At 63.5% G+C, this 11200-nt stretch carries 13 protein-coding genes; 6 read left to right on the forward strand and 7 right to left on the reverse strand.

Annotation, left to right across the window (positions count from 1 at the left end; all coding sequences use genetic code 11):
• Nucleotides 1-45: 45 nt before the first annotated feature.
• Entirely contained in the window at nucleotides 46-537 is a 492-nt protein-coding gene (locus tag IEX78_RS11040; protein ID WP_188828815.1) for a SixA phosphatase family protein, read from the forward strand.
• A 19-nt stretch (nucleotides 538-556) separates the two neighbouring features.
• Here the strand turns inward: IEX78_RS11040 and IEX78_RS11045 are convergent, their stop codons facing one another.
• Complete coding sequence (locus IEX78_RS11045; RefSeq protein ID WP_188828816.1) at nucleotides 557-760, reverse strand: hypothetical protein; 204 nt, start codon at nucleotides 758-760, stop codon at nucleotides 557-559.
• Between the two features lie 85 nt (nucleotides 761-845).
• Here IEX78_RS11045 and IEX78_RS11050 point away from each other — a divergent pair, with 85 nt between their 5' ends.
• The 3 genes from IEX78_RS11050 to IEX78_RS11060 are packed head-to-tail and all read left to right on the forward strand — an operon-like array spanning nucleotide 846 to nucleotide 3212.
• A complete protein-coding gene (locus IEX78_RS11050; RefSeq protein ID WP_188828817.1) occupies nucleotides 846-1295 on the forward strand; it encodes a MerR family transcriptional regulator in 450 nt (149 codons plus the stop codon).
• A complete protein-coding gene (locus IEX78_RS11055) occupies nucleotides 1295-2284 on the forward strand; it encodes an aldo/keto reductase (protein WP_188828818.1) in 990 nt (329 codons plus the stop codon). Before IEX78_RS11050 ends, IEX78_RS11055 begins: the two co-directional genes overlap by 1 nt.
• A 25-nt stretch (nucleotides 2285-2309) precedes the next feature.
• Nucleotides 2310-3212 (forward strand): pirin family protein, encoded by a 903-nt coding sequence (locus IEX78_RS11060; RefSeq protein WP_229683877.1) that lies wholly within the window; start codon nucleotides 2310-2312, stop codon nucleotides 3210-3212.
• Here IEX78_RS11060 and IEX78_RS11065 read toward each other — a convergent pair.
• From IEX78_RS11065 to IEX78_RS11075, 3 genes are read right to left on the reverse strand one after another with little or no spacing between them, the layout of a single operon-like run.
• Entirely contained in the window at nucleotides 3209-3688 is a 480-nt protein-coding gene (locus IEX78_RS11065; RefSeq protein WP_188828819.1) for an SRPBCC family protein, read from the reverse strand. The genes IEX78_RS11060 and IEX78_RS11065 overlap by 4 nt on opposite strands.
• Nucleotides 3685-4017 (reverse strand): ArsR/SmtB family transcription factor, encoded by a 333-nt coding sequence (locus IEX78_RS11070; protein ID WP_188828820.1) that lies wholly within the window; start codon nucleotides 4015-4017, stop codon nucleotides 3685-3687. The genes IEX78_RS11065 and IEX78_RS11070 overlap by 4 nt, the downstream gene beginning before the upstream one ends.
• A 48-nt stretch (nucleotides 4018-4065) precedes the next feature.
• Complete coding sequence (locus IEX78_RS11075) at nucleotides 4066-4596, reverse strand: CGNR zinc finger domain-containing protein (protein ID WP_188828821.1); 531 nt, start codon at nucleotides 4594-4596, stop codon at nucleotides 4066-4068.
• A gap of 38 nt (nucleotides 4597-4634) precedes the next feature.
• Here IEX78_RS11075 and IEX78_RS11080 point away from each other — a divergent pair, with 38 nt between their 5' ends.
• Both IEX78_RS11080 and IEX78_RS11085 read left to right on the forward strand, forming a co-directional pair.
• A complete protein-coding gene (locus tag IEX78_RS11080; RefSeq protein ID WP_188828822.1) occupies nucleotides 4635-5618 on the forward strand; it encodes an EamA family transporter in 984 nt (327 codons plus the stop codon).
• Nucleotides 5619-5709: 91 nt separating this feature from the next.
• Nucleotides 5710-6507: a hypothetical protein gene (locus IEX78_RS11085; protein ID WP_188828823.1), complete on the forward strand. Its 798-nt coding sequence runs from the start codon at nucleotides 5710-5712 to the stop codon at nucleotides 6505-6507.
• Nucleotides 6508-6558: 51 nt separating this feature from the next.
• Here the strand turns inward: IEX78_RS11085 and IEX78_RS11090 are convergent, their stop codons facing one another.
• The 3 genes from IEX78_RS11090 to IEX78_RS11100 all read right to left on the reverse strand — a co-directional run bounded on the left by IEX78_RS11090 (nucleotide 6559) and on the right by IEX78_RS11100 (nucleotide 11195).
• Nucleotides 6559-6966, reverse strand: coding sequence for a type II toxin-antitoxin system VapC family toxin (locus IEX78_RS11090; protein ID WP_188828824.1), 408 nt, complete (start codon nucleotides 6964-6966; stop codon nucleotides 6559-6561).
• Nucleotides 6963-7163, reverse strand: a complete 201-nt coding sequence (locus IEX78_RS11095) for a hypothetical protein (protein ID WP_188828825.1) — start codon at nucleotides 7161-7163, stop codon at nucleotides 6963-6965. Before IEX78_RS11095 ends, IEX78_RS11090 begins: the two co-directional genes overlap by 4 nt.
• A gap of 78 nt (nucleotides 7164-7241) precedes the next feature.
• The gene (locus tag IEX78_RS11100) at nucleotides 7242-11195 is read right to left on the reverse strand and encodes a DNA-directed RNA polymerase subunit beta' (protein WP_188828826.1); all 3954 of its coding nucleotides are present in this window, start codon (nucleotides 11193-11195) and stop codon (nucleotides 7242-7244) included.
• Nucleotides 11196-11200 lie beyond the last annotated feature (5 nt).

Raw genomic sequence — 11200 nt, forward strand, 5'->3', positions numbered from 1 at the left:
AGTGTGATCGCCCCCTCACCGGGCGGCAACATTACGGTGGAATCCATGGTGAAAACGCTGATCATGATGCGGCACGGCAAATCGGCATATCCCGACAACGTCGCTGACCACGCGCGTCCGCTCGCGCCGCGCGGCGAACGCGAAGCCACGCTGGCAGGCGACTGGTTGCGCGCGACCCAGCCACCCATCGACGCGGTCTATTGCTCGACCGCGCGTCGCACTCGCGACACCCTCGCGGCCACCGGCATCACCGCGCCGACGGTGTTCACCGACGATATTTACGACGCGGACGCGCCCGCGCTCATCGAACTCATCACCCTGACCGACGAAGCTGTCTCAACTTTGCTGATGGTCGGGCACGTACCCGGAATACCTTGGACCGCATACGATCTCGCGGCTAATCACGATTCCGAAGCGGCCATCGAGTTGTCGCGTAAGTTCCCGACATCGGCGCTTGCGGTGCTGACCTTCGGCGGGGAATGGGCACAGCTACGCCAGGGCGTGGGCGAGCTGACCCACTTCCACGTGCCGCGCTGAGCGTCAGCCCGTTGAACCGTCAGCGGAGGAACTTGCCGCCAACAACAACGCCGACGCCAAGCAGCACGAGTAGCAAAAACGCAACCCAACCATTGGTGAGCAGCCACACCACGCCGAGCACGAGCACAACCGGTGCGACCGCGATGGCGGTGATCACCGGACTTTCCTTGACCGTCTCCCAGGCAGAACGTGCCCGCATGCGGTCGATCTCCTTACCAGCCATGTGATCCAGCCTACGGAAAGTCACTGACATTCGGAGCGGTTCTCGGCTTGCTTGGAGTGCACTCCAGGTGATTACCGTTTTAGTCATGGACCCCGACGTGATCGCGCCAGCAACTACCGAATGGGAGCGCCCCCGCTACTCCATCGGTGAAGTCGCCGACCGAGTTGGCATGAGTCGCGACACCCTGCGCTGGTACGAGCGCATCGGGCTGATGAATTACATCGGCCGCGACCACACCGGCAACCGCCGATTTTCCGATCGAGACCTCGAATGGCTCGCACTGATCGGGCGGCTGCGACTCACCGGCATGCCGGTCGCCGACATGATCCGCTACGCCGAACTCGTGCGCGGCGGGCCAGCGACGTTCCCCGCACGCCTCGACATGTTCCGTCAGACGCGCGCCGAGGTCCTGGAGAAAATCGCCGAACTGCATCAGACCGTTGCCGTTCTCGACTACAAGATCGCCACCTACGAAGGGCGAACCGACGTCGCGAAACCGGCAACACTTACCGCCTACACCGAAGGAATTGTGTAATGCGCACTACGAAAATCGGCTCGCTTACCGTCGGCACCCAGGGCCTCGGCTGCATGGGCATTAGCGAGTTCTATGGCGACTCTGACCTGGCGGAATCGCGCGCGACGCTCGATCACGCGCTCGACGCTGGCGTCACGATGTTCGACACCGCTGACATGTACGGCGACGGGCACAACGAAGAGTTTCTCGCTGATTTTGTGCGGGCCAATAGGGAGAAGGTGGTTATCGCGACGAAGTTCGGCATTGTGCGCAAGGCCGACGACCCGACTTATCGCGGCTTCGATAACTCCGCTTCCTACATTCGCTCTGCCGTAGATGCGAGTTTGCGCAGGCTCGGTATCGACACGATCGACCTGTACTACATGCACCGACGCGACGTGCGCGTGCCGATCGAAGAGACCGTCGCGGCGATGGCGTCGCTTGTCGAAGCGGGCAAGGTGCGCGAGCTTGGGCTGTCGGAGGTAACCGGCGACGAGTTGCGCGCCGCTCATGCGGTCGCGCCGATCGCGGCGGTGCAGTCGGAGTGGTCGCTGTTCTCGCGCGACGTTGAGCGCACCGCGGTGCCTGCCGCCGCAGAACTGGGCGTCGCGTTCGTGCCGTACTCGCCGCTGGGTCGCGGGTTTTTGACCGGCTCGTTTACCGCGGACAACCTGGCCAGCAACGACTTCCGTCGGCATCAGCCGCGCTTCTCCGGGTCGAACGCTGAGCACAACGCCGCATTGCTGGCCCCGATCGCGGCCATTGCCGAGACACGCGGGATTAGCAAGGCGCAAGTCGCGTTGGCGTGGGTGCACGCGCGGGCTGAGGTACACGGGCTTTCGGTTGTGCCGATCCCCGGCACGCGCAAGCGCAGCCGACTCGATGAGAACGTGGCAGCGGCATCGGTGGTGTTGAGCGCCGAAGAGCTGGCGTTGCTCGAACCGATCGCCGAGCAGGTCGCGGGAACGCGCTACCCGGATATGTCGTTCAGTTCGGCCGGCCGCGAATAGCGCGCCTGGGACTAGCATCGGGGTCGTGAAGCTTTATCCCGAACGCGAGGTACCGCTCGGCGGGGTGCGTGGCGTTTACGTTGAACGCACCCTGCCGCAAATGGGACTTCCGACGGTTGGCGCGTGGTGTTTTCTCGACCGATTTGGCTCGGTGGCGGACGCGCCAGGTGCCAGCCACGACATTGACCCGCACCCGCACATCGGATTGCAAACCGTCACTTGGCCTTTCGATGGTCGAATTCGGCATCGCGATTCTGTTGGTTCTGATGTGGAAATCGCGCCCGGTCAGCTGAATTTGATGACGGCGGGGCGCGGGATCGCGCATTCGGAATATCGCGTGCCGGGCGCGGCGAGTGGGAATGGCTTGCAATTGTGGATCGCGCTGCCGTCGTCGGCGCGCGACCAGGTGCCGCACTTTGAACAGCATCGGGACCTTCCGGTTTTCGAATTGCCGGGGTTGCGGGCGACGGTGTTGATGGGCTCACTTGGACCCGTCACGTCGCCCGCCGCCGCGTACACGCCGCTAGTTGGTGCCGATGTGGTGGTGGAACCCGGTGCGGCCGTTGATATTCCGCTGCGGTCCGACTTCGAATACGCGGTTCTTGTTATTGACGGCACTGTTGTTGTGGACGGATTGCCGGTACGTCCCGGTCCACTGCTGTATCTCGAACCGGGCCGCACATCGCTTCCGGTATCCACCACTGGCGGTACACATTTCGTACTAATTGGCGGCGAGCCATTCGAGGAGGAAATGGTGATGTGGTGGAACTTCGTCGCGCGAAGTCACGAGGAGATTCTCGCGGCGCGGTTAGCGTGGGAGGCCCACGATATTGACCGATTTCCCGATATCGCGGGGCACACGGTCGACCAGCGAATTCCCGCGCCACCTATTCCGCCATTGCGGATGAAACCGCGCAAACGGGGTTAATTCTTTTCCGCCAGAATGCCGTCAAGCACGCGGTAGCCCTCACTGAGGCCAGTCGCCATACCCGCGTCAACCATCGCCTTGCAGTCTTCTGGCGTATGGAAACTGGTGTCGGTAAGGACGCGGGTTCGGCCGTCGCCCAGGTCGACGAATGTTGTTGTGTCAACGGAAACATGGCCTGGTGCGCCGTCGTATTCGAAGGTCTGCACGATGCGCTTTTCGGGCGTGATTTCGGCGAAGCGGCCCTCGAATCCCCATGCCTCGTCGCCAACGCGTTCAACGAAACGCCAGTGGCCACCTTTACGGAATTCCCAACGCTCAACGTCGAGAGTGTGGCCACGGCCCCACCACCGCGACAGCTTCTCAATGCGACTGAACGCGTCCCAGACTTTGGCGACGGGCGCGTCGAAATCGCGTTCCATGTGGATCTCGCGGTCAGAAACGGGGGTGACCACAACGTCGGTGGTTGCTGTACTCATTGCTCTGGCTCCGTTCGTTCGAGGAATTCTCCGAGACGGTCCATCCGCGCTTCAAGCATGCGCCGGTAGCTCTGCATCCACGCCACCTCCCGATCGAAAACGTCGCCATTGATGCGACATTCGCGCACCCGCCCGCGTTTCTCGGTGACGACCATGCCCGCGGCTTCGAGGATGCCTATGTGTTTTTTGATGCCGGTGAGCGTCATCTCAAACCTTTCAGCAAGCGCGCTGATACTGGCAGGCCCACGTCCGAGGTGCTCGAGGATGTCGCGCCGAGTGCGATCCGCGAGCGCTCCAAAGGAGGCGTCTAGGAAGTCATACTGAACCATCTAGTTCAGTATTGCGCGTTCGTCGGGCCTGATCAAGGGGCTAGCGAACTACTTTTGCCTCGCCCGATACGCCGCGACAGCGTTGCGGTTGCCGCAAGCTGTGCTGCAGTAGCGGCGCGAGCGGTTGCGGGACAGGTCTAAGACGATGCCGTCGCACGTGTCGTCGGCGCAGGTCGCGATGCGGGTGAGGTCGTTGGCGCGGATCACGTCAATCATCGCCATCGCCGTTTCCACCGCGATGCGGACCGGGAGCGGGGCGTCGGCGGCGACCGCGTGGACGTGATAGTCGACGTCGCCGTGGCGGGTGAGTTGCGGGAGAGCGCGGTTGATCGCCAGCGTCTGGTTCACCAGCTCGACCGCGCGGTCGCGGTCGGCGGTGAGCAACTCGCGCAGCGCTGGGCGCAGGGCGCGGACGGCGTCGAGTTCGCGCCGGTCACCGCCATGCGCGCCGGTGTAGTCGTGCCTGCGGAAGAACTCGGCGAGCTGCGCGGGCTCGGTGAGCGTATCCGGCGATTCGGCGGAATTGACCAACTCAACGGCGGCAAGCAGTGCTGCTTCGGTGTCATGAGCGAAAACCACATTGACACCTTACCTGGTAGCGCTTACCGTCATTACTCATGGATACGTTGACTCATGACGCTACGAGTGGACGGGTGCGGGTCGGGGTTGGGCTCGCGCTCATTTCCGCCGGGTCGTTCGGGATGTCGGGGGCGCTCGCGAGTGGGTTGATGGACGCGGGGTGGAGTGCGGCCGCCGTGGTTGTGGTTCGCGTGTTGCTCGCGGGGATAGTGTTGTTGCCCTTCGCAATTCGACAGCTCGACAGGCGCTGGGAACTGTTGCGCGCGAATGCCTCGCTTGTCGTCGCCTACGGATTGATTGCCGTCGCGGGGACACAGCTCGCCTATTTCAACGCGGTCGCGAACATGCAGGTTGGCGCGGCGTTGCTCATCGAATACACCGCGCCCATCGCCGTCGTTGGGTGGTTGTGGGTGCGGCATCGGCAGCGGCCAGGGGCGGCGACCGTCGCGGGGGCCGTGCTTGGCGTTGTCGGGTTGTTGCTTGTGCTCGACGTGGGCGCTGGGATGTCGGCGAGCGCGGTTGGCGTTGGGTGGGGGCTGCTCGCAATGCTCGGAGCGGCAACGTATTTCGTGCTGTCAGCGCATCCGACGACACTCCCGGCCACCGTGCTCGCCGCAGGCGGCTTGCTGGTCGGCGGGGTCACGCTGCTCATCGCTGGGCTAGTTGGGATTGTCCCGCTTCAAGCAACCACGACAACCGTGGTGTTCGAGTCATTCGAAACACCGTGGTGGGCACCGGTTTTGACGATCGGCATCGTGACCGCCGCCATCGCCTACTCAACCGGCATCGCAGCAACACGCCTACTCGGCTCGCGCCTCGCGGCGTTCATCGCACTCACGGAAGTGCTTGCGGCGCTTGGGTTCGCCTGGATTTTGCTCGGTGAAGCACCCGGACTCATCCAGCTGCTAGGCGGCGTGCTGATCCTCGCGGGCGTGATCGCGGTGCGACTGGGCGAGCCGAGCGAACCGGTCGCGATTGCCGTTCCGCTGGCCGCCGGACAGCCCGTTGACCGGGCTGACTAGGTAATTTCCCACCCTAGCCCCGTGTCGGTGGCATCCGATACCGTGGAGTTCCGATTGGGAATGGCTACGTGGTGGCTAGGTGGTGGTTGCGATGTTTGATCCGATGGGTGAGGTCGATCGGGTGCTCGCGGCCCAGGTCGGGTGGACGTGGCTCGACGACCATCTGCTCTACGCCTGCGGCGTGCGTGCCGCGCTGCGCGACGGCGGCACCCAAGCGCTGCGCCCTGTCGCCACCGCCATTCGCACGTCACCCAGCGAGGTGTGCGTTGGCGAAGCGCCGGGCGCGTGGGCGGTGTTTCGCCGACCGAGTCCGCAACCAGTCGCGCCCGCGCCGGTCGCGCCGCCCGTGATGCCGATCGCCATCAACACCGCATCGGCCGCCGTTTACGCCTCGCGTGGGCGGTATTCGGCTCGTCGCGCGCAGACCATGCAAGCCACGGCCGCCTACCACCAGCAGCGCCGCGCCGAACTCACCGCGGTCCGCCTCACCTGGGCGGCGGCTCAAGCGGCGCACTACGCGAGCGCGGCAGCGGCGGCGGAACAGCGCAGGTCGATGGACGCGCGCTGGATTCCCGAGCCCGCTGGCAGCGTCACTGTGACGACAGACCGCTTCCACCTGTCGAACTCACACCGCTCCTCCCCCATCCCCTTGGCCGACGTCGAACGCGTGGAACTCACCCGCCCCGACCGCCTACGCTGCGACTTCACCGACGCGGCGGGCACGCTGCACCACCTGGAAATCGCGAGCCCACTAGCGGCAACGATGTTCCTGGTCGCCGCCCACGCCCACTTCCCCCACCACCCCCAACTCCTGTCGGGCGTATGGCTCCCCGCAGGCTTCGAAGACCGCTGCGCGGTAGTAGGCAAACCCTGCCCCCGAGTGCGCTAGTCCTCAAGCCCGCTGGCGCCCCAACTCGGGGCTAGCGCGACGATCAAACCTCTAAGGGATGACGTTGATGTAGTCCAGGCCCGCCGTGCGGACTGCCCGAAAGTGCTGATCAGCCGTGGCGATATCCGACACATGCAAGCGCTCGGCGACTGCGATAACAGACGCATCCGCAGCACCGAGTGGGAAACTCGCGAACTGCTTCATCAGCTCAATGATGCGTGTCGCGTCATCCGGGTGGAACTCTTCCCGGAACACCCCGTCGCGTACCGCCTCCATAAACTGGATCTCCGCCTGTGCGCCCGCATATTTCTGCAGAAGATACGTGACCTCAGCTACGACATAAGGCGTTACCACGAAGTCATCGGTGCGGGCCGACAGAAGTGCCTGCATCTCGCTATGACGCTTGTCCTTGCGATTCATGACCGCCACAAGCACATTGGCGTCCACGATGAGCGTCACCGCGCATCGAAGAGGTCGTCATCCATTCGCTCACTTAGATCTTCAGGACCATCGAACATCGGCAACGCAGCTAGCCGATCCGTGGAAGGCTCTTTCACTAACCGCAGCAATGCCGCGCGCGCGGCGGGTGCCGACTCAGGCCGAAGCTGCTCCACCAGTCGGTGCAGCTCGGGGTAGTGGTCGTATGCCGCTGTCATAGCACCAACGATACCGAACCCACAAACGACAAACGCCCCGCTCTTCGGATGCAAGAGCGGGGCGTTCGCACGACCTAGTTAGCGGTAATCGCTAAAGCCGTAGTCGTCCAACGGCACTGCGGCGCCGGTCGACGAGCCGAAGCTGTCGGGGCTGTAGTACGTGTCGTCGTACGACGGCACCGCGTAAGCGGCGGCGCGTGCTTCCTCGGTGGGCTGAACCTGGATGTTGCGGTAACGGTTGATGCCGGTACCGGCCGGGATCAGCTTGCCGATGATCACGTTTTCCTTCAGGCCGATCAGCTTGTCGGAACGGCAGTTGATTGCCGCGTCCGTCAAGACACGAGTCGTTTCCTGGAAGGACGCTGCCGACAGCCACGAATCCGTCGCGAGCGACGCCTTCGTGATACCCATCAGCACCGGGCGACCCGAAGCGGGCTCGCCACCCTCAGCGACAACGCGACGGTTCGAGTTCTCGAACTCGGCACGCTCAGTGAGCGAACCGGGCAGGAACTCCGTCGAACCCGAGTCGATGATCGTGACGCGACGCAGCATCTGACGCACGATGACCTCGATGTGCTTGTCGTGAATCGACACGCCCTGCGACCGGTAGACCTCTTGGACCTCGTGGACCAAGTGGACCTGCACCTGACGCGGACCCATCACACGCAGCACCTCGTGCGGGTCGGCAGCACCTTCGAGCAGCTGCTGACCAACCTCAACGTGGTCACCGTCGGCCAACAGGCGTTCGGTGCCGTCGTCGTGCTTGAAGACACGCAGACGCTGACGCTTCGAGAGCTTGTCGTAGACAACTTCGTCCGACCCGTCATCAGGGATGATCGTGATCTTGTAGAAGCGGTCGTCGTCTTCGAGACGCACGCGACCCGAGACCTCGGCAATAGGTGCCTTGCCCTTGGGAACGCGGGCTTCGAAGAGCTCCTGAACACGCGGCAGACCGCCGGTGATGTCGTCGCCAGCGACGCCACCCTGGTGGAAGGTACGCATGGTCAGCTGGGTGCCAGGCTCACCAATCGACTGCGCGGCGACGATACCGACAGCCTCGCCGATGTCGACGAGCTTGCCGGTGGCCATCGAGCGGCCGTAGCAGGTGGCGCAAACGCCGGTGCCGGTGGTGCAGGTAAGCACGGAGCGCACCTTCACCTCGGTGATACCGGCCTCAAGCAGCGCTTCGAGCGCGGGGTCGCCGAGGTCGGCGCCCTTCGCGACGATGACGTTGCCGTTCGCGTCGACCGCGTCCTGCGCCAACGTGCGGGCGTAGGTCGAGGTTTCCACGTGCGGGTCACGAATGATCGTGCCGTCAGCGGCCTTCTCAGCGATCGGCACAACAATGCCGCGCTCAGTGCCACAGTCCTCTTCGCGAACGATGACGTCCTGCGACACGTCGACAAGACGACGGGTCAGGTAGCCCGAGTCCGCGGTACGAAGCGCGGTATCGGCGAGACCCTTACGAGCACCGTGCGTGTTAATGAAGTACTCAAGCACGGTCAGGCCCTCACGGAACGAGGACTTGATCGGACGCGGGATGAACTCGCCCTTCGGGTTCGTCACCAGGCCCTTCATACCCGCGAGGGTACGAGTCTGGGTGAAGTTACCCGTCGCACCGGAGTCGACGATCGTGATGATCGGGTTGTCCGGCGGGTAGTGCGAGCGCAGCGCCTGACCAACCTCTTCGGTGGCCTCCTGCCAGATCTTGACCAGGGCGTTGTTGCGCTCCTGGTGATCGAGAGCACCACGCTGGTACTTCTTCTCGATCTGATCGGCCATGCCCTCGTACCGCTCCATGATGTCGGCCTTCTCCGGCGGAACGAGAACGTCCGACATGGAGACGGTGACACCCGAACGCGTAGCCCAGTGGAAGCCAGCGTCCTTGAGCTTGTCGACGGTCTGCGCGACGACGATCATCGGGTAACGCTCAGCGAGGTCGTTGATGATCGTTGCCTGACGCTTCTTCGGCATCGGCTCGTTGATGAACGGGTAGTCGGCCGGGAGCAGATCGTTGAAGATCACGCGACCCAGCGTCGTTTCGGCAAGCCACGCGTCGCCACGGTTCCAGCCGTCAGGGAACAGTTCCGCTTCGATTTCCCGCGGCGGACGCTGATCGGTAAGGCGAACCTTGATCAGCGAACGCACGGTGAGCTCACCGCGGTCGACCGCCATCTGCGCTTCGGCAGGCGACGAGTAAACGCCCTGCTCCGGCTCATCCGTGCTGGCAGGCTTGTACGTGCCAGCACCGTTCTCGTCGAGACGAGTCAGGTAGAACAGGCCCGTGACCATGTCAAGACGCGGCATGGCGAGCGGACGACCCGACGCGGGCGACAAGATGTTGTTCGACGACAGCATCAGGATGCGCGCCTCAGCCTGCGCCTCCGCCGAAAGCGGAAGGTGCACGGCCATCTGGTCACCGTCGAAGTCGGCGTTGAACGCCTCACACACGAGCGGGTGCAGCTGAATGGCCTTGCCTTCAACCAGCTGGGGCTCGAACGCCTGAATACCAAGGCGGTGCAGCGTGGGCGCGCGGTTCAGCAGCACCGGGTGCTCGGCGATGACCTCTTCGAGGACATCCCACACCTGGGGACGCTGACGCTCGACCATGCGCTTAGCCGACTTGATGTTCTGCGCGTGGTTGAGGTCGACAAGACGCTTCATGACGAAGGGCTTGAACAGCTCAAGCGCCATCAGCTTCGGCAGACCACACTGGTGCAGCTTCAGCTGCGGACCGACAACAATGACCGAACGGCCCGAGTAGTCGACACGCTTGCCGAGCAGGTTCTGACGGAAACGACCCTGCTTGCCCTTGAGCAGATCCGACAGCGACTTGAGCGGACGGTTACCGGGACCGGTAACCGGACGACCACGACGACCGTTGTCGAACAGCGCGTCAACCGACTCCTGAAGCATGCGCTTCTCGTTGTTGACGATGATCTCGGGCGCACCGAGGTCGATGAGTCGCTTCAACCGGTTGTTGCGGTTGATGACGCGACGGTAGAGATCGTTGAGGTCCGACGTCGCGAAACGTCCACCGTCGAGCTGCACCATCGGACGAAGCTCCGGCGGGATCACCGGAACAGCGTCGAGGACCATGCCCATCGGCGAGTTGCCGTTGGCCTGGAACGCCGCGACGACCTTGAGTCGCTTGAGCGCGCGCAGCTTCTTCTGGCCCTTGCCGCTACGAATGGTCTCGCGCAGCTTTTCGGCCTCGGCGTCGATGTCGAAGTTCTCCATCAGCTTCTGGATGGACTCCGCGCCCATCGCGCCGGTGAAGTACTCGCCATAACGGTCGACGAGCTCACGGTAAAGCACCTCATCAACGATGAGCTGCTGCACCGACAGCTTGGTGAAGGTGGTCCAGATCTCGTCGAGCCGGTCCAGCTCACGCTGGGCGCGGTCGCGGATCTGACGCATTTCGCGCTCACCGCCGTCCTTGACCTTGCGGCGGACGTCGGACTTGGCACCCTCGGCCTCAAGCTCAGCCAGGTCGCCTTCGAGCTTCTGCGCACGAGCCTCGAGGTCGGCGTCGCGCTGATCGGCGACAGCCTTCTTCTCGACCTCCATCTCGGCTTCGAGCGTGGAGAGCTCGTTGTGACGCAGCTCCTCGTCGACACCGACGATGACGTAAGCGGCGAAGTAGATGATCTTTTCCAGATCCTTCGGCGCAAGGTCGAGCAGGTAACCCAAGCGCGAAGGAACGCCCTTGAAGTACCAGATGTGGGTGACCGGCGCGGCGAGCTCAATGTGGCCCATCCGCTCACGACGCACCTTGGCGCGAGTCACCTCGACGCCACAACGCTCACAGATAATGCCCTTGAAGCGAACGCGCTTGTACTTGCCGCAGTAGCACTCCCAGTCGCGAGTAGGTCCGAAGATCTTCTCGCAGAACAGGCCGTCCTTCTCTGGCTTGAGCGTGCGGTAGTTGATGGTCTCCGGCTTCTTGACCTCGCCGTAGGACCACTGGCGGATGTCGTCGGCGGAGGCAAGGCCGATCCGGAGTTCGTCGAAGAAGTTGACGTCTAGCACGTAAC

It is taken from the genome of Nocardia camponoti, from assembly GCF_014646135.1.
GTDB lineage: Bacteria > Actinomycetota > Actinomycetes > Mycobacteriales > Mycobacteriaceae > Nocardia > Nocardia camponoti.